Genomic DNA, 22,474 nt, shown 5'->3' with positions numbered 1-22,474 from the left:
TAGCCTCGTGACCTGCGAGGAGAGGCATCAGCCAGCCCTCCTCCGCATCCCGGAGCGCCTCCCCCGCGCGCGTCCCGCGCGATCACCCCAACCGACACGGGGGCCGTCCCCCAACCGCCCCCTCGGCTCTCCCCCGGGCGCCTGGACACGCGAGAGGTGCGGACCCGCGAGAGGTGTCTGGGTATGCGAAAGACCCCGCACCTGGGGTGCGGGGTCTTTCGTGAAGGGTGTCCGGCGGCGTCCTACTCTCCCACCCCGTCTCCAGGGCAGTACCATCGGCGCTATAGGGCTGAGCTTCCGGGTTCGGAATGGGACCGGGCGTTTCCCCTATGCTATGACCGCCGTAACAGTGTCGAGTTGTTCGGGGTGCCCCCTCGTGTCCCTCACGTGTGTGGGGGTGGGGGGTGGTTGCCCGTGACTCGGGAACCGCACAGTGGACGCGTCGCATGTAAGTGTGTGTGTTGAAGTTGTCGGCTGATTAGTACCGGTCAGCTGCGGCAGTCGTTGGTCCTGCCTTCCACATCCGGCCTATCTACCCAGTGGTCTCGCTGGGTGCCTTCAGACCCGAGGGTCTTGGAAACCTCATCTTGAAGCAGGCTTCCCGCTTAGATGCTTTCAGCGGTTATCCTTCCCGAACGTAGCTAACCAGCGGTGCACTTGGCAGTACAACTGGCACACCAGAGGTTCGTCCGTCCCGGTCCTCTCGTACTAGGGACAGCCCTTCTCAAGTTTCCTGCGCGCGCAGCGGATAGGGACCGAACTGTCTCACGACGTTCTAAACCCAGCTCGCGTACCGCTTTAATGGGCGAACAGCCCAACCCTTGGGACCTACTCCAGCCCCAGGATGCGACGAGCCGACATCGAGGTGCCAAACCATGCCGTCGATATGGACTCTTGGGCAAGATCAGCCTGTTATCCCCGGGGTACCTTTTATCCGTTGAGCGACGGCGCTTCCACAAGCCACCGCCGGATCACTAGTCCCGACTTTCGTCCCTGCTCGACCTGTCGGTCTCACAGTCAAGCTCCCTTGTGCACTTGCACTCGACACCTGATTGCCAACCAGGCTGAGGGAACCTTTGGGCGCCTCCGTTACATTTTGGGAGGCAACCGCCCCAGTTAAACTACCCACCAGGCACTGTCCCTGGTCCGGATCACGGACCGAGGTTAGATGTCCGAAGCAGTCAGAGTGGTATTTCAACGTTGACTCCACCCGAGCTGGCGCCCGGGTCTCATAGTCTCCCACCTATCCTACACAAACTGCGCCGAACACCAATACCAAGCTATAGTAAAGGTCCCGGGGTCTTTCCGTCCTGCTGCGCGTAACGAGCATCTTTACTCGTAGTGCAATTTCGCCGAGCTCGCGGTTGAGACAGCGGAGAAGTCGTTACGCCATTCGTGCAGGTCGGAACTTACCCGACAAGGAATTTCGCTACCTTAGGATGGTTATAGTTACCACCGCCGTTTACTGGGGCTTAAATTCTGAGCTTCGCTTGCGCTGACTCGTCCTCTTAACCTTCCAGCACCGGGCAGGCGTCAGTCCGTATACATCGTCTTGCGACTTCGCACGGACCTGTGTTTTTAGTAAACAGTCGCTTCTCCCTGGTCTCTGCGGCCCTCCCCGCTTCCCCCAGCTAGTGGGTTGACGGTTCGGGCCCCCCTTCTCCCGAAGTTACGGGGGCATTTTGCCGAGTTCCTTAACCACGATTCGCTCGATCGCCTTGGTATTCTCTACCTGACCACCTGAGTCGGTTTGGGGTACGGGCGGCTAGGACCTCGCGTCGAGGCTTTTCTTGGCAGCTGAGGATCACCCGTTTCCCGCATACGCGGTCACTGTCAGCTCTCACCCGTGGTGGTGTGCGGATTTGCCTACACACCGGGCTACGGCCTTGGACGTGGTCTACCATCGCCACGCCGGGCTACCTTCCTGCGTCACCCCTGTTAACACGCTTACCTACTGCCCGATCGGGTCACGCGCCGCCCGCGCCGGTGCCGGCCGAAGCCGGCGGTGGCGCGCTTGGGGCGTTTAGCATCTCGAGGTTCGGTATGGGCGGTCCTTCGCCGGTAGGAGAATATCAACTCCTTGTCCATCGACTACGCCTGTCGGCCTCGCCTTAGGTCCCGACTTACCCAGGGCGGATTAACCTGGCCCTGGAACCCTTGGTCATTCGGCGGACGGGTTTCTCACCCGTCATTCGCTACTCATGCCTGCATTCTCACTCGTGTGGTCTCCACCGCTGGGTCACCCCGCGGCTTCACCGCCCACACGACGCTCCCCTACCCAGCACAGCCCCTGAACCAACGACCACAAGGGTCGCGGCTTGGGTGTCGCTGCGCTGCCACGGCTTCGGCGGTGTGCTTGAGCCCCGCTACATTGTCGGCGCGGAATCACTTGACCAGTGAGCTATTACGCACTCTTTCAAGGGTGGCTGCTTCTAAGCCAACCTCCTGGTTGTCTGTGCAACTCCACATCCTTTCCCACTGAGCACACGCTTAGGGGCCTTAGCCGGTGATCTGGGCTGTTTCCCTCTCGACTACGGAGCTTATCCCCCGCAGTCTCACTGCCCCGCTTAAACTTACCGGCATTCGGAGTTTGGCTGACGTCAGTAACCTGGTGAGGCCCATCGGCCATCCAGTAGCTCTACCTCCGGCAAGAAACACGAGACGCTGCACCTAAATGCATTTCGGGGAGAACCAGCTATCACGAAGTTTGATTGGCCTTTCACCCCTAACCACAGGTCATCCCCCAGGTTTTCAACCCTGGTGGGTTCGGCCCTCCACGACGTCTTACCGTCGCTTCAGCCTGCCCATGGCTAGATCACTTCGCTTCGGGTCTAGACCCGGCGACTATGGGCGCCCTGTTCGGACTCGCTTTCGCTACGGCTTCCCCACACGGGTTAACCTCGCCACCGAGCACTAACTCGCAGGCTCATTCTTCAAAAGGCACGCCGTCACCCCTGCAAAGGAGGCTCCGACGGATTGTAGGCACACGGTTTCAGGTACTATTTCACTCCCCTCCCGGGGTACTTTTCACCTTTCCCTCACGGTACTAGTCCGCTATCGGTCACCAGGTAGTATTTAGGCTTAGCGAGTGGTCTCGCCAGATTCACACGAGATTTCACGGGCCCCGTGCTACTTGGGATCCCGTCCACCAGGCCGCACCATTTCGTCTACGGGACTGCCACCCTCTACGGTCCGGTATTCAACCCGGTTCGACTATGACACGGCTTTCTGACTGGCTGGAGAGGTGTCAGCCCCTCCCAGACGGTCCCACAACCCCGTGACGGCAACGCCTGACAGCTTTCACACCGCCACGGTTTGGCCTCATCCGCTTTCGCTCGCCACTACTCACGGAATATCTCTTCCTGCCGGTACTGAGATGTTTCACTTCCCGGCGTTCCCCCCACACACCCTATATATTCAGGTGTGGGTACCCGCACATGACTGCGGGTGGGTTCCCCCATTCGGACATCCTCGGATCACAGCTCGTTTGCCAACTCCCCGAGGCTTATCGCAGGCTACGACGTCCTTCTTCGGCTCCTGGTGCCAAGGCATCCACCCTGTGCCCTTAAAAACTTCAACAAAAATACGATCACACTACAGAGACATTCAGGGACGGCCACCCCAAGGGCGACCGCCGTATGAACATCTTGGATGCTCGCGTCCACTGTGCAGTTCTCAAGCTACGGACGACCCGCCAGACCCAGCGCGCCCACCCCCACAAACCTGGGAGGCGGTACGACACCACCAGCGACCCGCTACAGAGCACAACCCCCACCAACGAACCACCCACCCCCACCAGACCCCACACCCCCCAACCCCGCCCCACCCACCCCACCAGGGGAGGACGAGCACGAAACCAGGAGGCCCAGAGCCCACCAGGGGAGCCAGGCGGCCCCGCGGCGATTGCCTCAGGACCCAACAGTGCGCTCACGAGCCAACCCAGATCACCGACCAGCGTTCCCACCCCACCACCACCACCACACCCCACAGGACAAGCCCACAGGACACGACGACGGCGACCAGGCGTACTGGACAGGCCAACGACCCGAACCGACTCAACAGTCAACGTTCCACCCAGAGCACCACCACCAGCACACTCGGCCGGCGCGTGGTCCACCATGGACGCCCCCCACCCAGACCCGAAGGCCCCAGACGGCGGACGCCGGTGAGCTCCTTAGAAAGGAGGTGATCCAGCCGCACCTTCCGGTACGGCTACCTTGTTACGACTTAGTCCCAATCGCCAGTCCCACCTTCGACCACTCCCCCCACACAAGGTGGTTGGGCCATGGGCTTCGGGTGTTACCAACTTTCGTGACTTGACGGGCGGTGTGTACAAGGCCCGGGAACGTATTCACCGCAGCGTTGCTGATCTGCGATTACTAGCGACTCCGACTTCATGGGGTCGAGTTGCAGACCCCAATCCGAACTGAGACCGGCTTTTTGGGATTCGCTCCGCCTTACGGCATCGCAGCCCTCTGTACCGGCCATTGTAGCATGCGTGAAGCCCAAGACATAAGGGGCATGATGATTTGACGTCATCCCCACCTTCCTCCGAGTTGACCCCGGCAGTCTCCCATGAGTCCCCGGCATAACCCGCTGGCAACATGGGACGAGGGTTGCGCTCGTTGCGGGACTTAACCCAACATCTCACGACACGAGCTGACGACAACCATGCACCACCTGTGCGCCGACCTTGCGGAGACGCCATCTCTGACGCTGTCCGGCGCATGTCAAGCCTTGGTAAGGTTCTTCGCGTTGCATCGAATTAATCCGCATGCTCCGCCGCTTGTGCGGGCCCCCGTCAATTCCTTTGAGTTTTAGCCTTGCGGCCGTACTCCCCAGGCGGGGCACTTAATGCGTTAGCTGCGGCACGGGAACCGTGGAATGGCCCCCACACCTAGTGCCCAACGTTTACGGCATGGACTACCAGGGTATCTAATCCTGTTCGCTCCCCATGCTTTCGCTCCTCAGCGTCAGTGACTGCCCAGAGACCTGCCTTCGCCATCGGTGTTCCTCCTGATATCTGCGCATTCCACCGCTACACCAGGAATTCCAGTCTCCCCTACAGCACTCTAGTCCGCCCGTACCCGATGCAAGCCCGAGGTTGAGCCTCGGGATTTCACACCAGACGCGACAGACCGCCTACGAGCTCTTTACGCCCAATAATTCCGGACAACGCTTGCGCCCTACGTATTACCGCGGCTGCTGGCACGTAGTTAGCCGGCGCTTCTTCTGCAGGTACCGTCACTTGCGCTTCTTCCCTGCTGAAAGAGGTTTACAACCCGAAGGCCGTCATCCCTCACGCGGCGTCGCTGCATCAGGCTTTCGCCCATTGTGCAATATTCCCCACTGCTGCCTCCCGTAGGAGTCTGGGCCGTGTCTCAGTCCCAGTGTGGCCGGTCGCCCTCTCAGGCCGGCTACCCGTCGAAGCCTTGGTAGGCCATCACCCCACCAACAAGCTGATAGGCCGCGAGCCCATCCCCCACCGAAAAACTTTCCAACGCCCACCATGCGGCAGACGCTCATACCCGGTATTAGACCCCGTTTCCAAGGCTTATCCCGAAGTGGAGGGCAGGTTGCTCACGTGTTACTCACCCGTTCGCCACTGATCCACCCCGAAGGGCTTCACCGTTCGACTTGCATGTGTTAAGCACGCCGCCAGCGTTCGTCCTGAGCCAGGATCAAACTCTCCGTAAAAGAAAACATCAACCCCCACCACCCCAAAAGAGCGGCCAGAGTCAACAACCATACGGTTCGTCCAACACTGACAGAACCAAGCTGAACTGCTTGATCATGTCCAAAGGAATCCTCACGAGCCAACCCACAAGGGCCAACCCGACAAGGGATAAAAATTTGGCATTGACTATCAAACGCACTGTTGAGTTCTCAAACAACCGACGCACACCATCAGGACCAGTTCGCTTCAACCGGCCCCATCCGGGGCAACCCTTCAACCTTACCCGATCCGTTTCTCGGAGTCAAACTCCCTCGCCGTGAGGCTGGAAGATCGATCCGGGCGCACCGGTCCTGACCGGAGGCGCAGCGCGTCCCCGAGAAGAAGGAGTCAGGATCCCGCCCGTGGGACCGGCCACCGGCTCTTGGCCTGGTGTCCGTTCCCCCCTGCCGGGCGAACGTCGAGAACATTAACCAGAGGTTGCCCCATGCGTCAAAGCGGCGGGGGGCGACCTGCGTCACAGCCCCCGGCGCTGCTCGAAGGTCCACTCCCGGTCGGTCAGCATGCGCGAGGCGGCGAGGCCGATCGCGAGAGCGGCGACCACCAGGCCGGCGTCGACCGTGAAGCCCAGCGCCGCGACCGAGTCGCCGCCGTTGAACTCGAACACGGCGCGGTACGCCGCGACGCCCGGAACCATGATCACGACCGCCGGCACGGACACCGTCAGTCGCGGGACGCGCAACGGCGTCGCGATCCACCGCGCCAGCAGACCGACCAGCAGCGCGGCGGCCGCGGCGGCCGCCTGCGGCGCGAGGTCCCACTCGAAGACGAGCGCCAGGCGCATCACGTTGGCCACCATGCCGACGCCCGCGGCGCCGAGCGCCATGCGCCACGGACTGTTGAACATCAGCGCGAAGCCCAGGACGCCCACAAAGCTCGCGATCGTCAGCAGGCTCCAGCGCAACACCGGGTCGAGCGCGGCCGCGACCGGCGGGTTCGGCTCCAATCCGACGATGGCGGACACCGCCCACAAGGACAGCGCGGCCGAGCACAGCACCATGACGGCATAGGTCAGGCGGGATATCCCCGCCGAGAAGTCGAGCCGGGCCAAGTCGAGCGCCCCGGTGACCAGCGGGAACCCCGGGACCAGGAACAACACCGCGGACACGTAGCCGGCCACGTGCTGACCCGGCAGCCCCGCAGCGCTGCCGACGACGAACACGAGCCCGAGGTAGGCCAAGCACGCCACCGCGGCGGCCAGCATCGTGACCCCGAACTGGTTGATGCCCCGGTGGATCAGACTGCGCCGCAGGTACTGCCCCACGGACGCCGCCACGAGCACGGCCGCGCACTCGAGCGGGCCGCCGTTGTTGAGGAAGGCGAACGCCGCGCACGCGGCGCCGGCTGACAGGGCGTTGGCCCACGGCGGGTACAAGGGCGGCTTGGTCGCGATGCGGTCCAGCTCGCGCTCGACGCGGTCGACGCTCTCGCGGACCGACAGGTCGCCGATGTAGTTCTCGAGCTCCGCGAGCCGGTCGGCGTTGATGCCGACGGTGCGGACCTCCGAGACCTCGGTGCGGAAGATCTGCTGGCGCACCGACGTCGTCGTGATCTCGGTCAGCGCCACGTGCGCCTTGACGTCGTCGAGGCCGAGCGAGCGGCCGACGCGCTCCATGTGCGACTTGACGCGGTAGCTGCCGTGCCCGGAGGCGAGCGCGAGCCGACCGGCACGCTGCACCGTCCCTGACTGCCGGATCAGTTCGACGGGCTCAAGCCCTGCCTCGCCAGCCGTCCCGGGCTGCGGGTCCTCGGTAGTCACGTGGCCATGATCGCCCGGGGCCGCCATGGACTGCGAGCGGGAGGCGTCCGGCGAACGCAGAGCCGACCCTGATCGTGACAGGACCGCTGGTCGCAGGGGGCATAGAGAGGTCAGGCCACGGAGCGCGGACGCCGTGCGGCGTCGCGCTCCGTGGCCTCATGCGGAGGGCGCGGGATTCGAACCCGCGGTGCGGGGTTACCGCACAACGGTTTTCAAGACCGTCACCTTCGGCCGCTCGGTCAGCCCTCCTCGGACCGGGCGCGCTGCGCCCGGGTCGCGGGCGCCCAGTCTAAAGCCTGTCGAACAACTATCCGTGTTGGTCGGGGCGGCGGAGCAGCAGGCGGATCTGGGACGGGATCACGAGCGCTTCGTGAGCGGTGAGGGTGGCTTCGTGCTGCCGCACGAGGCGTCGATGTCGGTTGATCCACCCGTTGGTTCGCTTGACGACCCACCGGCGTGGTTGGACGACGAACCCGCCGACGGGCTTGGGACCGGAGACGATCTCCAGTTCGATCCCGGCCGCTGCCGCGGCGGTGGCTGGGGCTTGGCCGGTGTAGCCCTTGTCGGCCCAGACGTGCGTCACGGACGGGCACGGGTTCTTCGTCAGCAGGTCGGCGAACGCGGCCCGGTCCTGGACGTTCGCCGCGGTCACGTGGGCGGCCAGGAGCCGTCCGGCGGTGTCGACGAGGATGTGGCGTTTGATCCCGTCGACCTTCTTCGCGCCGTCGAACCCGCGCTCCCCGGGCGCCGGGGTGGACTTGACGGACGAGGAGTCGACGACGGCTGCGGTCGGTTCCTGGTCGCGGCCGTCGTGGACGCGGTCTTCGGCGCGCAGGATCGTCAGCATCTGCCCCCACAGTTGCTTCTTCGTCCACCTGCTGAAGTGCTTGTGCGTCGCGGACCAGGTCACGGCGAAGTCGTGCGGGAGCGAGCGCCACGGGATACCGGTCGCGACGATGAGGAGCAGCGCGTTGACGTACTCGCGCCACCGGTGCTCGCAGCATGGCCGCCCGCCACGGGTGTGGGTGGGGACCACGAGCGCGGCGATGCGCGCCCAGGCCGTGTCGGTCAGGTCGGAGGGGTACGGGCGGCGCGGGATGAGTTCACACGGGACAGATCCTCTTGACCAGCACCGACATGCCGGACCGTGTCGGCGCCCGTCGGTAGCGTGCGCGTCGTGGCCCGGCATACGACGTTCCAGTGGGTGGCTGACCCCACCGCGGAGCAGGCGCGTGCGCTGGCCCGACACGAGGGCGCAGCACGGTTCGCGTTCAACCAGGGACTTCGCCTGCACCTGAACGCCCGCCATGCGGCCAAGGACGCCGTCGGCGACGACGTCGTGCGGGTGCCGTGGACGGGGTTCGACCTGATCAACGCGTTCAACGCGTGGAAGAAGACCGAGGACGCCGGCCGCCGCTTCGTCGTTGACGGCTCCGGCAACGTTGAGCTGGAAGTCACTGGCCTGGCCTGGCGGGCCGAGGTCAGCGCCCAGGTGTTCGAGGAGGCTGTCGTCGACCTTGGCAAGGCGCTGGGGGCGTGGACGGCCTCTCGGCGGGGCAAGCGCGCCGGACGGCCGGTCGGGCACCCTCGGCTCAAGAAGAAGAACCCGGAGCGCGGCTCGTTCCGCATGCGGAACAAGACCTCCCAGACGAAGACCGGTCAGCGGTCAACGATCCGGGTTGGTGAGAACGGTCCTCGTTCGGTGACCCTGCCGGGCATCGGCGCCATCAAGGTCCACGACGACACCCGCCGGTTGCGTCGCATGCTCGACACGGGCCGGGCACGGATCCTGTTCGCGACCGTCTCCCGGCGTGGCGGGCGGTGGCGCATCAGCTTGAACATCGAAGCCGCCGACCTCCACCCCGCCGCCCAGCATCCCGCCCGTGACGACGCGGACCACAACGGGTGGGTCGGCGTGGACCGCGGGCTGCGCGCACCCGTCGCCGCCGCCACCGCCGACGGCACCGAGGTGCTCCGCATCGACGAGGCGCCCAAGGCGCTCCGGACCGCGCAACCGGTCACACGCCGGTTGCAGAAGTCGGTCTCCCGGAAGGTCAAGGGCTCCGCGGGCCGGCGGGCCGCCGTCAAACGCCTCTCACGTCACCACGAGCGGGTCCGTGCCCGCCGTCACCACTTCCTGCACGAAGTCTCGAACCTGCTGGTCAAGACCCACGACCGGCTCGTTATCGAGAACCTCAACATCACCGGCATGCTCGCTAACCACCGGCTCGCCGCAGCCATCTCTGACGCGGCCTGGGGTGAGCTCGCCCACCAGATCACCTACAAGCAGACCTGGCGCGGCGGGCAACTCCTCACAGCGGACCGGTGGTTCCCGTCGTCGAAGACCTGCTCAGGGTGCGGTGACGTCAAGGCGACGCTCACCCTCGCGGACCGCGTCTTCACCTGCGGCACATGCGGGCTGACCATCGACCGCGACCGCAACGCCGCGATCAACCTCGCCGCCTGGGGCGAACAGCGACACTCCCAGGTCCTGGACCCCGAAGCACGAGGCCAGGTCAACAACGCCCACCGACCGGACGACTCTGGCCGACGCCCTCGCGTCGACGAAACCAGCCGGGATGACGTGGGAACCCTCACCGCCACCGCGGCATAGGGACGTCCGAGAAGGACGCTGCCGAGCACCTCACCAAGGTTGTTCGACAGGCTTTAGTGGGACACCGCCGCCCGCCTGCGCGGCGCCGTCCCCGCGAGCCGCGGGTCGGCGCCGCCGTCCGGTCCCGTCAGCTCGTAGCGCCGGCGCGCAGTTGGCGCATCGCGAGCTGGACCAGCGAGATGAGCGTCTGCTTGGTGGCGACGCGCGAGCGCGCGTCGGTGTAGAGCATCGGCACGTGCGCGGGGATCTGGAGCGCCTCGCGCACGTCCTCCAGGCGGTGCTTGGCGACGCCGTCGAAGCAGTTGACGCCGACGACGAACGGGATCCCGCGCGACTCGAAGTAGTCGATCGCGGGGAAGCACTGCTCCAGACGGTCGGTGTCGACCAGGACGACGGCGCCGATCGCGCCGCGCACGAGGTCGTCCCACATGAACAGGAAGCGGTCCTGCCCGGGGGTGCCGAACAGGTAGAGCCACAGGTTGCCCGGCAGCGCCACGCGCCCGAAGTCCATGGCGACCGTCGTGGTGGTCTTGCGGTCGCTGACGCCGCCCGCGTCGTCGACGCCGACCGAGTGCTCGGTCATCGCCGCCTCGGTGTTGAGCGGCTCGACGTCGGAGATCGAGCCGATGAACGTCGTCTTGCCGACGGCGAACCCGCCCGCCACGACGATCTTGACGACGGTCGGCGCCACCCGCTCGGCGCCGGCGCGCGGCGCGAGGGGCGCGACGGCGGCGGGTCGCACGGCGGGCGGCTCCTGCCGCGGCACGGGCGTTGTCGACGGCACCGGCGAGGCCTGAGCGGCCGGCCGCGCCCCTACGGGGGCCGCGGATGCGGGAGCCGCCTGCGCCGACGGCGTGCCGGCCGCCGACGGCGTCGCGGCCGCGGACGGCGTCGGGCTGCCGAGCGGGGCCTGCGGGCCCCCCTCGGGCGGGCGCGCCGGGCCGCTCAGAACGCTGGTGCGCGCTGGGCCGGGCGCCGACGGCGCGCCCGAGGCCGCCGAAGCCGCCTGCGCCACCGGGGCGCCCGCGGCAAGCGGAGCACCGGGGGCGAACGGAGCACCCGGGACGCCCGAAGCACCCGAGGCGGCCGGGGCCGGCGCGGTCTGGGCTGCCGGGTCGGGTTGCGTGGTCGCGCTCACGGCGACGCCACCGCTGACGGGCGCCCACGCCGGAGCCAGACCCCCGCTCGCCTGGCCGTTCGCGCGGTCAGAGGGCGGAAATGCCATTGAGAACACTCTCCAAGACGCTCAGTGACAGCCCCGACTGAGAGCTGCCGTGCCCGGTGTGGACGTTCACCGGAGTCGACGTGTGCACCGCGAGCTGCCCCTCCTCCTGCATGTCGGCGACAAGGATTCGCACGACGCCCAGGGGCAGGCGCAGCAGGGCCGAGAGCTCAGCGATCGACACGTAGGTGTGGGCCGCGTGCGCCAGGATCGCGCGCTTCTCCGGCGTCAGGCCGCGGCTCGCGACCGCGCCCGGAAGGACCTCGACGAGTGCCTCGAGCGGCAGGTCGGACAACGCCGAGCGCACGCGCCCGCCGGTCACCGCGTAGGGCCGGACCGTGGCGGCCTCGTAGCCGTCCGCCGCGTGGGAGCCGTGACTCGCCGCTCCGAGGGGACCGTAGGGCATCGGTTACCTCATCCCACCGAGACCGTGCGCTGGGCGCCCTCGACGGGGAGGTTGCCGCGCATCTCGGAGATCAGTTGGGGGGTCAGGGTCTGCTCGGTGCGCGTGACCAGGAGGGCCATCTCGTAACCGACGAGGCCGATGTCGCAGGACGCCTCGGCCACGACCGCCAGGACGGAGCCGTTCGAGACGTTCATCAGGAACAGGAAGCCGTTGTCCATCTCGATGATGGCCTGACGCACGTTGCCGCCGTGGAGCTGGCGTGCGGCGCCGCGGGTCAGGCTCGACATCCCCGAGACGATCGCGGCGAGCTGGTCGCCGCTCGTGCGGTCGAGCTGGTCGGACATGGCCATGAGCAATCCGTCGGCCGAGACCACCAGCGTGTGCCGGCTACCCGGAACGGTGCGCACGAAGTTGTCGAGAAGCCACCCGAAATTCGTCGCTTCGGTGCTGAGGGTCACTCTTCCTCCTCGTCGGGGCGCCGGATGGTCGCCATCATTCACGGTGCCGGGGCCCACGTCGAGGGCCCTTCGTCTTCGCTCGCCTGTCGACCACGAGCCGTTGCGGACTGGAACGCCGACAGGCGTGAGCGCAGCTGCTCGGGGTCACGCTCGATGCGAGCGGTGAATCGGTCCACCGCCGGGTTGACGGTGGGACGCGACGCGCGGCGCGCGAGGCCCGAGGACGCCGCGGGGGCGGTGGCCAGCGGACGGTAGGCGACGTCGTCGGGTGTGGGGGTCACTCTGTGCTCCTCGAAGACCCCACGGCGCAGCAGCGAGGACATCTCCTCGTAGAGGACGGCCGAGGCCATCCACTCCGAGCGCGCCTCGATGGTGTCGGGGATCGCGTACGGGTCGAGCGGGTCGGTGAGCGGGTCGGTGGAGGCGTCACGCAGCGGCAGCGCTGAGCCACCACGCGACATGCTGGTCGTCGCGACCTGTCCGACGCCGGCCCGCACGGTCGGTTCGACGGCGCCCGCGCCCCGGGGTGGCACGGCGGCAGGCCGCGGGCTCGCCGGTCGCATCGAGGCGAACGTGAAGGGCTCGGGCGCGAACGGCGCGGCGCCCACGCCTGCCGGCGCCGGTGGAGCAACCGGCGCGGCGGACTGCGCCGCGGGCGCAACCGGCGCGGCGGTTTGCGCAACCGGTGCGGCGGTCGGCGCGACCGACGCCAGGACGGCGGTCGCCGGAGCGCCGGTCACCGGGACCAAGCCGTCGCCGTTCGCGGGGCTGATCTCGGGGCTGATCTCGGGGCGGCGCCCGAACAGACCCCGCTTGCGCCCCGCACTCGCCGACTCACGCACCGACCGACGGGACGGAAGGTCCGAGATGAGCTCGTCAAAGGCGGGAACCTCGCGGTCCGCGGCGGTCTCAGCCGGCGCCGGCGCGGCCGACGGCACGCGAGCCGACTCCGCGACAGGGGCGGGCTCAACGGCCACCAGTGGCTCGACCGCCACGGCTGCCTCGACCGGCGGCGCCGCGGCGGGGGCCGAAGGAGCCGGAGCGGTCAGCGGCGCCGGGAGGGCCGCCGGATCCTCGACGGACGCGTCCAGGTGCAGCGTTCCGGTGACCGCGGCGGCCGACTCAAGGTCGGTCAGCGAGCGGAAGCCCGAGAACAGCCCGGTGCGCTGGTCGACGGCCAAGACGGGCGCCGAGACGGGCTCGGGCTCGGCGACGGCGTCGGCGCGGCGCCGGCTGGGCAGCGCGCGCTCGCTCGGTGCGGCGTCCGCCGGCGGCGCCCACGCCTCGTCGTTGCTCAGGTCGGGGGCGAGGTGCGGCGTCTCGATCGGCGGCAGGACGAGCGCGGGCTGCGACGCCGAGACGGGGTCGGTCCGTGTCGTACGACGACGCGGCATGCCCGTGGCGGTCGTGCCGTCCGTCAGGGCGTCGAGGTCCACGGGCGTCGCGACGGGCGGGGTGGGCTCCGCCACGGGGGCGGGCGCCGGCTCGGGCGCGGCGACCGGCGCCTCGTATGCGGGGCCGGCTCCGCCGTCGTGCGCGGGGCCGGAGTCGAACGCAGGCCCGCCGTCGTACGCAGGCCCGCCGTCGTACGCGGGGCCGGCGTCGTACGCGGTGGCCGGCGGCTCGGGCGTGGGGGCGGCGAAGGCCGCCGAGGTCACCTCGCCAAACGCCGCGACCTCGCCGAATGCGGCGCCCTGGCCCAGGCTCTCGGCCTCGCGCTGCGTGGCCGCCGCGAGCGGGTCGGTCGGCTGGGGCAGCGGCACCGTGTCGTCGGGCACGAAGAGCGCCTCGGGCAGCACCACGGTGACGAGGGTTCCGGAGCCGTCAGGGCCTGTCGCGAACCCGACGGCGGCGCCGAGGCGGGCCGCCAGGCGGCCCACCACGTACAGGCCCAGGCGCTGGGCGCCGACGGCGTCCTGCGCGCTGCGGGAGGCGACCTTGGCGTTCGCCTCGGCGATCTCCTGGGGCGTCATGCCCAGGCCGTGGTCGCGCACCGTGACGACGACGCCCCGGTGGTCGCGCGTCGAGATGACCTCGACCGGGGTGTGCGGCTCGGAGAACATCGTCGCGTTCTCCAGCAGCTCGGCGAGCAGGTGCGCGGCCGTCAACGCGTTGTGGCCGAGCATCAGCGGGTCGAGGTGCAGGTCGAGGCGCACGCGGTCGTACAGCTCGATCTCGGACGACGCCGTGCGGATCACGTCGGAGACGGGCATCGGCTGGCGCACGCGGCGTCCCGAGTCGATGCCCGCGAGCACCAGCAGCGACTCGGCGTTGCGGCGCATACGCGTGGCGAGGTGGTCGAGCCGGAAGAGGTTCGACAGCGTCGTCGCGTCCTCCTCGGATCGCTCCAGCTCGTCGAGGAAGGCGAGCTGGCGGTTGAGCAGCACCTGGTCACGCCGGGCGACGTTGACAAACATCTCCGCGATGGAGCCACGCAGCGCCGCCTGCTCCTTCGCGACCGCGACAGTGGTGGCGTTCACGTCGTTGAAGGACTGGGCGAGGCGGCCGATCTCGTCGTTCGACTCGACCGGGATCTCGAACAGGTCGACCGACGGCGCCTGGCCGGGCACCGCCATCTGCTCGACCATGCGCGGCAGGCGGTCGCGGATCTCACCGGTCGCGCTCGTCAGGCGCCGCAGCGGCACGATGATGCGGCCGGCGATGAGGAAGGCGATGGCGAGCGAGAGCGCGAGGATGCCGAAGGCGCCCGCCACGGTGAGCAGCGCCGTCGTGCGCGAGTCGTCCGAGCTGTGCGCCGCGTAGTCGCGGGTCTGGTCGCGCAGCGCGTCACGGACGGGCTGGGCGTCGGTGACCCACTGCTGGGAGAGCTCGTCCCAGCCCTTCGCCGCGAGGAACGGGATCGCCGACTCGATGTCGGCGCGGACCAGCGCGCTGCGCACCGTGCCGAGGCGGCCGTCGAGCGATGGCAGCTGGAGGTCGCCGGGCAGGCGCTCCAGCTCGCGCTGGGCCAGCGAGTGCTTGGTGTTGGTGCTGTCGATCGCCGACGTCACGCGCGCCATCGTCGCGGGAGGGATCGAGCCGGTCGACGCGCTCACCAGCAGGCCGCCGACCAGGGGTCGCTCCAGCACGACGGCGAGCATCGCCTCGTCCGCGTCGACGTACGTCTCCAGTCGCAGCGCCAGCGCGCGGTCCGACGTCGTGCCGGCCAGCTCGCGCGCGACGTCGAGCGCGTCCTCGATGAAGCCCGTGTAGGCGGCCGTCGCGTCGGCCTCGGCGATCGCGCCGGCGACCACCTGCTCCTGGAGCGCCTCGATGCGCACGCGGTCCTCGACGGTCTTGGCCAGGGCGGCGCGCACCCGCGGGTCGAGCGCGTCGGTGTCGACGGCGTCGAACGCCTTGGCGCGCTCTGCGAGCGCGGCGTCGGTCTCCTTGACCGCGGCCTCCAAGCCCTCCTGGGCCCCGGGCACGCCGATCGAGGCGGCGATGTTGAGCGAGCGCTCGGCCGCGAAGGCCGAGCCGGCGCGGTCCTGCTGCGCGAGCGAGTCCACGAGGGCGGATGTCTGCGCGGCGACGCGTGACTCGCGCAGCGAGGACCATGAGACCCAGCCCGCGGCGAGCGCGAGCACCAGGATCGGCATGGCGAGAGTCGCAAGGATCTTCCCGCGAACACCCAACCTGCGGAGCATGTGGCCTGCCTTCCCTTCGCCCACGGGTGGTCCGCGGCGCGTCGTTCGTGCGCACGCCCGGCGTCCGATGCTCGCTGTGGCGGCGCGAATCGATAGGCTCCGGGGTGTGCGAGCGGTCACGATATCCCCCCAGGCCAGCGGAGGGAAACTAGCTGTTTCTGACGTACCGGCGCCTCGGCCGGGTGTGGGCGAGGTCCTTATAGAGAACGTTTCCGCTGGCGTCAACCGCGCTGACCTGCTACAACGCGCCGGCAAGTATCCGCCGCCGGCCGGTGCGCCCCCCTGGCCCGGCCTTGAGGTCGCCGGCTCAGTCCGTGAGACAGGCCCGGGCGTGTCGGGCGTGAGCGTCGGCGATCGGGTCGTCGCGCTGCTCGAAGGGGGCGGGTACGCCGACCTCGTCGTGGCGCGCGCGGCCCAGACGCTCCCGGCGCCCGACGGCGTCGACCTCGTGGACGCCGCCGCGCTGCCCGAGGCCGTGTGCACCGCCTGGACCAACCTCGTCGACACCGCCCGCGTGCGGCCCGGCGAGTGGGTGCTCATCCACGGCGGATCAGGCGGCGTCGGAACCATCGCCGTCCAGCTCGCCGCCGCGCTCGGCGCCCACGTCATCGCGACGGCGGGCGGCCCCGAGCGGGCCGAGCGCGTGCGCGCGCTGGGCGCCGACGCCGTCGTCGACCACCGCCGCGAGGACTTCGTGGCGGCGGTGCGCGCCGCCACGCACGGGCGCGGCGCCGACGTCGTGCTCGACGTGCTCGGCGGACGGGCGCTGCCCGACAACGTCCGGGCGCTCGCGCACCACGGGCGCCTCGTCGTCATCGGCCTGCAACAGGGGCGGCGCGGCGAGCTCGACCTGAGCGCGCTCATGGCCAAGCGGGCCACGGTGACCGGGACGACACTGCGCTCACGCACGCCGCAGGAGAAGGCGCAGATCGTCGCGGCCGTGCGCGAGCACGTGTGGCCCCTGATCGCCGCCGGGCGCGTGCGGCCCGTCGTCCACGCCCGGCTGCCGCTCGCCGACGCCGAGGCTGCGCTCGCGACGCTGGAGCGCGGCGAGGCGTTCGGCAAGGTGCTGCTGGTGCCGTGACCAGCCACCGGGCTGTGCGGGGCTCGGCGACGCGCGTCAGGATGGGGGTATGACGGACCCCGAGCAGACCCCGACCGAGGACCCGCAGCCACCCGAGCACCGCGTCGTCACCCCCGAGGGGGAGGACGTGCCCGCGGAGCCGAGCCGCGCGGCCGAGGACGACGACGAGGAGACCTCACGCATCGAGGAGCCGGCGAAGGTCATGCGCATCGGCGGCATGATCAAGCGACTGCTCGACGAGGTCCGTGACGCCCCGCTCGACGACGCCGCCCGCTCACGCCTCGCAGAGATCCACGAGCGCTCGCTGCACGAGCTCGAGGACGGGCTGTCCCCCGACCTCGTCGACGAGCTGCACCGCATCACGCTGCCCTTCGCCGACGACGGCACACCGCCGTCGGACGCCGAACTGCGGATCGCCCAAGCGCAGCTCGTGGGCTGGCTGGAGGGGCTGTTCCACGGCATCCAGACGGCGCTCGTCGCCCAGCAGATGGCCGCTCAGGCGCAACTGTCGCAGATGCGGCGCGGCCTGCCCCCCGGGGCGTTCGGCGGCCCGACAGGACCTGAGGCGGCGGCAGGCCCGACCACCCCCGGCATTCCGCACCACGCACGCGAGGACGGGCGGCCCTCGCCGGGGCAGTACCTCTGAGGCGACGGCGCACCTCGGGCGCGCCCGCCGACCACCATCACCCGCCCCCGGGAGCGCCACGGCCCCGCGGCGCTGGCACTATCAACTCATGCACGCACGCGCCGGCCTGACCGCCCTTCCCGATGACCTCATCGACGTCGACGCACTCGTCGGCGCCTACTACGACCTGACGCCCGACCCGGACGATCCCGGCCAGCAGGTCGTGTTCGGCACCTCGGGTCACCGCGGGTCGTCGTTCGACCACGCGTTCAACGAGGCGCACATCGTCGCGATCACGCAGGCCATCGTCGAGTACCGCTCGTCGCAGGGCACCGACGGGCCGCTGTTCATCGGCCGTGACACGCACGCGCTGTCCGAGCCCGCGTGGCGGTCGGCCCTGGAGGTGCTCGCCGCCAACGGGGTCACCGTGATGATCGACGCGCGCGACTCGTGGACGCCGACGCCCGCCGTCTCGCAGTCGATCCTGCTGCACAACGGCGCCGTCGCCGAGGGCGGCGTGCGCACGTCGGGGCCGGGGCTGGCCGACGGCATCGTCGTGACGCCGTCGCACAACCCGCCGCGCGACGGCGGCTTCAAGTACAACCCGCCGCACGGCGGCCCCGCCGACACCGACGCGACGTCGTGGATCGCGAACCGGGCCAACGAGCTCATCCGCGCCGGGATCGGCCAGATCCGGCGCGTCTCGGTCGAGCGGGCGCTCGCGGCCGACACGACGCACCGCCACGACTTCCTCGCCGCCTACATCGACGACCTGCCCAGCGTCATCGACCTCGACGCGATCCGGTCGGCGGGCGTGCGCATCGGCGCCGACCCGCTGGGCGGGGCGTCGGTCGAGTACTGGGGCGCCATCGCCGAGCGGCACGGGCTCGACCTGACGGTCGTCAACCCGCAGGTCGACCCGCGCTGGGCGTTCATGACGCTCGACTGGGACGGCAAGATCCGCATGGACTGCTCGTCGCCGTACGCGATGGCGTCGCTGCGCGAGAAGATGACCGGCGGGCCTGGCGGCGCCGCGCCGTTCGACGTCGCCACCGGCAACGACGCCGACTCCGACCGGCACGGCATCGTCACCCCCGACGCGGGGCTCATGAACCCCAACCACTACCTCGCCGTCGCGATCGAGTACCTGTACGGCGGCGCGCGGCCGGGCTGGCCCGCGGACGCCGCGATCGGCAAGACGCTCGTGTCGTCGTCGCTCATCGACCGCGTCGGCGCCGGGCTCTCGCGGCGCGTGATCGAGGTGCCGGTCGGGTTCAAGTGGTTCGTGCCCGGTCTACTGTCGGGCGAGGTCGGGTTCGGCGGCGAGGAGTCGGCCGGGGCCTCGTTCCTGCGCCGCGACGGGCGCGTGTGGTCGACCGACAAGGACGGCATCCTGCTGGCCCTGCTAGCGAGCGAGATCATCGCGACGACGGGCAAGTCGCCGTCTCAGCACCACGCCGACCTCGTCTCGCGCTACGGGCAGTCCTGGTACGCGCGGGTCGACGCCGCGGCGTCGCGCGAGGAGAAGGCGCGGCTCGCGGCGCTCTCGCCCGAGCAGGTGACCTCGACGTCGCTGGCCGGGCAGGACATCACGGCCAAGCTCACCGCGGCGCCGGGCAACGGGGCGAAGATCGGCGGCCTCAAGGTGACGACGGCGGACGCGTGGTTCGCCGCGCGGCCCTCGGGCACCGAGGACGTCTACAAGATCTACGCCGAGAGCTTTGTGTCGGCCGAGCACCTGACCCAGGTGCAGGAGGCGGCCAAGCAGGTTGTCGGGGACGCCCTGGCCTGACGGACACTCGGCTCCCCCGTTCTCAGCCGCCCATGGCCTCGCGCTGGGCGTCGCGGATCGCGCGGGCCGGGTCGACGCCCTTGGGGCACGCGCGCGTGCACGCCCCGACCTGCGTGCAGGGCCAGATGCCCTCCTCGTTCTCGGCGAGCGCGACCATGCGGACCTCGTTGCCCTGGTCGCGCGAGTCGAGGTCCCAGCGGCGGGCCGTGGCGATCGCGGCCGGGCCGGTGAACCCCGCGACGTCGTCGAGCACCGGGCACGCGGCGTAGCAGAGCATGCAGTCGATGCACTGGGACAGGCCCCGGTAGGCCTCGACCTGGCCCGGGGTCTGGGTGTGGACGGCGAGGACGTCGAGGGCGGGCACCGCGGTGGGACCGGGGGTCTCGACAGGCTCGACCACCGTGGGCGGCTCGGTCAGCGTGGGCGGCTCGGCCGGGGGTGGGAGCATCCACGGCGAGACGCCGCGGAGCTTGGCGAGGAACTCGTCGGTGTCGACCGCGAGGTCGCGCTGCACCGCCGCGTGCGCCATCGGACCCACCGTGATGCCCGACGTCCGGTAGCCGGCCACGGTCGTCTCGCACCCGAGCACGGGGCGCCCGTTGACCATGACGCCGCACGACCCGCACACGCCCATGCGGCACGACCAGCGGAACGTGAGGCTCGGCTCGGCGTGGTCCTTGATCCAGTCGAGCGCGTCGAGCACCGAGGTGCGGTCGTCGAACGGGACGTCGAAGGTCTCCTCGCGCGGCGCCTGCCCCGGCTCCTGCCGCATCACCGTCACACGCAGCGTCTCGTGGGCCTCGCCGCTCAGGTCGTCGCTCATGCGCCTGCCTCCCCCTGCCCGACGCCGCCGCCGGCCGCGAGCGCCTGCGCCGCGGTGTCCGCCGCCTCGAACCGCACGTCCACGGCCCCGTCGGCGCCGAGCGTGACCAGACTGTGCCGGGCGACGTCGTCGGACTGCGGGTGGTCGAGGCGCTGGTGGGCGCCTCGCGACTCGGTGCGTGCGATCGCCGCCGCGACCACGCCGCGCGCGACGGCGAGCATCGCGCCGAGCTCGATCGCCTGGGTCCAGTCGGTGTTGAGCACGTCGGAGGTGTCGGCGACCCGGACGTCCTGGTAGCGCTCGTGCAGGCCGTCGAGCGCGGCGGCGGCGCGCGCGAGCCCGTCGGCGTCCCGGTAGACGCCGACGTCGGCGTCGAGCACGGCGCCCAGCTCGCGGCGCAGCGCCGCGGGCGACTCACCGCCGCGTCCGCGCATCGCCAGCCATCTCTCGGCGAGTCCGCGCGCCTGGTCCACCAGCGCGGCCTCGCCCACTCCCCCGGCGCCCACTGCCCCGGCGCCCGATCCCGCAGCGCCCACTCCCGCGGCGCGCGCGGCGGCCTGCCCGGCCGCGCGCCCCACCACCAGGGTCTCGACCAGCGAGTTCGAGCCCAGCCGGTTGGCGCCATGCAGCCCGGTGGACGCGCACTCCCCGGCGGCGAACAGGCCCGCGACCCTGGCGCCCTGGCCGTCGACCACCGCGCCCTGCGCCGTCGTCGGCACACCGCCCATCGTGTAGTGCGCCGCGGGGCGCACGGGCACCAACTCATGCGCGGGGTCGACGCCCGCGAACCGGCGGGCCAGGCCCGTGACGAGCGGCAAGCGCTCGTCGAGGAACGCCTTGCCGAGGTGTCGCAGGTCGAGGTGGACGACGCCGCCGTCGCGCGTGGGCACGGTGCGCCCGTCGCGGTCGGCGTGCCAGAAGGCCTGCGAGAGCTTGTCGCGTGGTCCGAGCTCCATGCGCCGCGGCTCGGGCGCCCCGACGGGCGTCACGGGCCCGAGTCCGTAGTCGGCGAGGTACCGCTCGCCGTCGGCGTCGAGCAGCACGCCGCCCTCGCCGCGTACGGCCTCGGTGATGAGGATGCCGCTGCCGGGCAGGCAGGTGGGGTGCACCTGCACCATCTCCAGGTCGCGCAGCGCGAGCCCGGCGCGCAGCGCCATCGCGAGCCCGTCCCCGGTGACGATGCCGGCGTTGGTCGACGTCGCCCAGGCGCGCGCGTACCCGCCGGTGGCGAGCACGACGGCGCCGCCGAGCAGAACGACGCGCTCGCCTCGCCGCTGGTCGTGGCAGACCACCCCCCGGAACTCGCCGTCGGCGCGCAGCAGGTCGAGCGTGACGTGCTCGTCGTAGCGGCGGATGGCCTCGTGCCGCAGGCTCGTCTGGAAGAGCGTGTGCAGCAGGTGGAAGCCCGTCTTGTCGGCCGCGAACCAGGTGCGCGGGCGACTCATGCCCCCGAAGCGGCGGACCGCGGGGCGCCCCTCGGCGGTGCGCGACCACGGCATGCCGAGCCGCTCCAGGCGCGCGAGCTCGGCGGGCGCGCGCTCGACGACGTAGCGCACCGCCGCCTCGTGCGCGAGCCCGGCGCCGCCCGCGAGCGTGTCGGCCACGTGCTGGTCGAGCGTGTCGTCGCCGCCGGGCACGACGCCGGCCGCGCCGCCCTCGGCCGCCACGGTGTGCGACCGCATCGGGTAGACCTTCGACACGAGCGCGACGACGGCGTCGTCCCGCCCGGCCGCGGCGAACGACTCGACGGCCGCGAGCGCCGCGCTCAGGCCGGCGGCCCCGCCGCCGACGACGATGACGTCCGCGTGCTCGACGCGCACCGTCACGCGCCGCCCCCGACCGCTCCCGCGCCTGGTCCGGCGCCTGGTCCGGCGTCGTGCCCGGCGCGGTGGCCCGCGGGGTCCGCCACGCGCGTGCCGAAGTCGGTGCGGGTCGTGAGCAGGTCGTCGTACTCGGGGTGCTTGGCCATGTGCGCGCGGATGAACGGGCACAGCGGCACGACGGCGTCGCCGGCCTCGCGCACCAGGGTCAGGGCGCCCGCGGCGAGCCGTGAGCCGATCCCCTGGCCCTCGAACGCGGGCTCGACCTCGGTGTGGGTGAAGACCACGGTGGCGCCGCGCCGCTCGTAGTAGGCGCCGCCCGCGACCGTGCCGTCGTCGAGCAGGGCGACGAACGCGGATCGGGACGGGTCGTCCGCGACGGTGACGTGCGCTCTAGCCTCGGTCATGCGCCCATCGTGACCTGAGAGCGGCCGCCTTTCCACCGGCGCGGCGCGCACTCCCATCCCGCACGGCCGCACACGCCGCCCCT

General features: G+C 70.1%; 13 protein-coding genes, 1 tRNA gene and 3 rRNA genes. 4 read left to right on the top strand and 13 right to left on the bottom strand.

All coding sequences use genetic code 11. From position 1 onward, the window contains the following. Window positions 1-229: 229 nt before the first annotated feature. The 6 genes from rrf to EV386_RS15620 form a co-directional block, all read right to left on the bottom strand. Window positions 230-346, bottom strand: a 5S ribosomal RNA gene (gene rrf / locus EV386_RS15645). A 112-nt stretch (window positions 347-458) separates the two neighbouring features. Beyond that, window positions 459-3,579 (bottom strand): 23S ribosomal RNA (locus EV386_RS15640). Window positions 3,580-4,178: 599 nt separating this feature from the next. After that, a 16S ribosomal RNA gene (locus EV386_RS15635) occupies window positions 4,179-5,697 on the bottom strand. Together the 16S, 23S and 5S rRNA genes form the textbook arrangement of a ribosomal RNA operon. 494 nt (window positions 5,698-6,191) lie before the next feature. Beyond that, window positions 6,192-7,493, bottom strand: coding sequence for a threonine/serine exporter family protein (locus EV386_RS15630; RefSeq protein ID WP_130416240.1), 1,302 nt, complete (start codon window positions 7,491-7,493; stop codon window positions 6,192-6,194). 161 nt (window positions 7,494-7,654) lie between these two features. Beyond that, window positions 7,655-7,742 (bottom strand) — tRNA-Ser (locus tag EV386_RS15625). A 58-nt stretch (window positions 7,743-7,800) separates the two neighbouring features. After that, complete coding sequence (locus EV386_RS15620; protein ID WP_165399968.1) at window positions 7,801-8,682, bottom strand: IS5 family transposase; 882 nt, start codon at window positions 8,680-8,682, stop codon at window positions 7,801-7,803. On the opposite strand from EV386_RS15620, the gene EV386_RS15615 reads away from it, so the two are divergent. Beyond that, the gene (locus tag EV386_RS15615) at window positions 8,671-10,107 is read left to right on the top strand and encodes an RNA-guided endonuclease TnpB family protein (protein WP_165399967.1); all 1,437 of its coding nucleotides are present in this window, start codon (window positions 8,671-8,673) and stop codon (window positions 10,105-10,107) included. The two genes, EV386_RS15620 and EV386_RS15615, sit on opposite strands and share 12 nt — an antisense overlap. 127 nt (window positions 10,108-10,234) lie before the next feature. On the opposite strand, the gene EV386_RS15610 is transcribed toward EV386_RS15615, so the two are convergent. The 4 genes from EV386_RS15610 to EV386_RS15590 form a co-directional block, all read right to left on the bottom strand. Further along, window positions 10,235-10,849 (bottom strand): GTP-binding protein, encoded by a 615-nt coding sequence (locus EV386_RS15610; protein WP_130416982.1) that lies wholly within the window; start codon window positions 10,847-10,849, stop codon window positions 10,235-10,237. A 463-nt stretch (window positions 10,850-11,312) separates the two neighbouring features. Next, entirely contained in the window at window positions 11,313-11,735 is a 423-nt protein-coding gene (locus tag EV386_RS15600; RefSeq protein WP_130416237.1) for a DUF742 domain-containing protein, read from the bottom strand. A gap of 8 nt (window positions 11,736-11,743) precedes the next feature. Beyond that, complete coding sequence (locus EV386_RS15595; protein WP_130416236.1) at window positions 11,744-12,193, bottom strand: roadblock/LC7 domain-containing protein; 450 nt, start codon at window positions 12,191-12,193, stop codon at window positions 11,744-11,746. A gap of 38 nt (window positions 12,194-12,231) precedes the next feature. After that, window positions 12,232-15,840 carry a sensor histidine kinase gene (locus tag EV386_RS15590; RefSeq protein WP_130416235.1) on the bottom strand — a complete coding sequence of 1,203 codons (3,609 nt, stop codon included), beginning with the start codon at window positions 15,838-15,840 and terminating at the stop codon, window positions 12,232-12,234. On the opposite strand from EV386_RS15590, the gene EV386_RS15585 reads away from it, so the two are divergent. The 3 genes from EV386_RS15585 to pgm all read left to right on the top strand — a co-directional run bounded on the left by EV386_RS15585 (window position 15,791) and on the right by pgm (window position 19,341). Then, on the top strand, window positions 15,791-16,924 hold the full coding sequence (locus tag EV386_RS15585; protein ID WP_341272824.1) for an NAD(P)H-quinone oxidoreductase: 1,134 nt from the start codon (window positions 15,791-15,793) through the stop codon (window positions 16,922-16,924). The two genes, EV386_RS15590 and EV386_RS15585, sit on opposite strands and share 50 nt — an antisense overlap. Window positions 16,925-16,973: 49 nt before the next feature. Further along, a complete protein-coding gene (locus EV386_RS15580; protein WP_130416234.1) occupies window positions 16,974-17,570 on the top strand; it encodes a bacterial proteasome activator family protein in 597 nt (198 codons plus the stop codon). An 88-nt stretch (window positions 17,571-17,658) separates the two neighbouring features. After that, entirely contained in the window at window positions 17,659-19,341 is a 1,683-nt protein-coding gene (gene pgm, locus EV386_RS15575; protein ID WP_130416233.1) for a phosphoglucomutase (alpha-D-glucose-1,6-bisphosphate-dependent), read from the top strand. 22 nt (window positions 19,342-19,363) lie between these two features. Here pgm and EV386_RS15570 read toward each other — a convergent pair whose 3' ends face one another. Genes EV386_RS15570 through EV386_RS15560 form a run of 3 tightly spaced genes read right to left on the bottom strand, consistent with a single transcriptional unit; the run spans window position 19,364 to window position 22,391 of the window. Continuing rightward, a complete protein-coding gene (locus EV386_RS15570; protein ID WP_207216551.1) occupies window positions 19,364-20,164 on the bottom strand; it encodes a succinate dehydrogenase/fumarate reductase iron-sulfur subunit in 801 nt (266 codons plus the stop codon). After that, window positions 20,161-21,990, bottom strand: coding sequence for an FAD-binding protein (locus EV386_RS15565; RefSeq protein ID WP_165399966.1), 1,830 nt, complete (start codon window positions 21,988-21,990; stop codon window positions 20,161-20,163). The genes EV386_RS15570 and EV386_RS15565 overlap by 4 nt, the downstream gene beginning before the upstream one ends. Further along, window positions 21,987-22,391, bottom strand: coding sequence for a GNAT family N-acetyltransferase (locus EV386_RS15560; protein WP_130416231.1), 405 nt, complete (start codon window positions 22,389-22,391; stop codon window positions 21,987-21,989). The genes EV386_RS15565 and EV386_RS15560 overlap by 4 nt, the downstream gene beginning before the upstream one ends. Window positions 22,392-22,474: the final 83 nt, after the last annotated feature.

Source organism: Xylanimonas ulmi (genome assembly GCF_004216535.1).
GTDB lineage: Bacteria > Actinomycetota > Actinomycetes > Actinomycetales > Cellulomonadaceae > Xylanimonas > Xylanimonas ulmi.
The sequence above is the reverse complement of the archived record's forward strand: the minus strand, read 5'-3'. Positions and strand labels throughout refer to the sequence as shown.

Coding starts and splice junctions, on each gene's coding strand:
- EV386_RS15620 (WP_165399968.1), bottom strand. CDS start 8,682: ATGCCGGGCCACGACGCGCACGCTACCGACGGGCGCCGACACGGTCCG.
- EV386_RS15600 (WP_130416237.1), bottom strand. CDS start 11,735: ATGCCCTACGGTCCCCTCGGAGCGGCGAGTCACGGCTCCCACGCGGCG.
- EV386_RS15585 (WP_341272824.1), top strand. CDS start 15,791: ATGGCGAGAGTCGCAAGGATCTTCCCGCGAACACCCAACCTGCGGAGC.
- EV386_RS15590 (WP_130416235.1), bottom strand. CDS start 15,840: ATGCTCCGCAGGTTGGGTGTTCGCGGGAAGATCCTTGCGACTCTCGCC.
- EV386_RS15580 (WP_130416234.1), top strand. CDS start 16,974: ATGACGGACCCCGAGCAGACCCCGACCGAGGACCCGCAGCCACCCGAG.
- pgm (WP_130416233.1), top strand. CDS start 17,659: ATGCACGCACGCGCCGGCCTGACCGCCCTTCCCGATGACCTCATCGAC.
- EV386_RS15570 (WP_207216551.1), bottom strand. CDS start 20,164: ATGAGCGACGACCTGAGCGGCGAGGCCCACGAGACGCTGCGTGTGACG.
- EV386_RS15560 (WP_130416231.1), bottom strand. CDS start 22,391: ATGACCGAGGCTAGAGCGCACGTCACCGTCGCGGACGACCCGTCCCGA.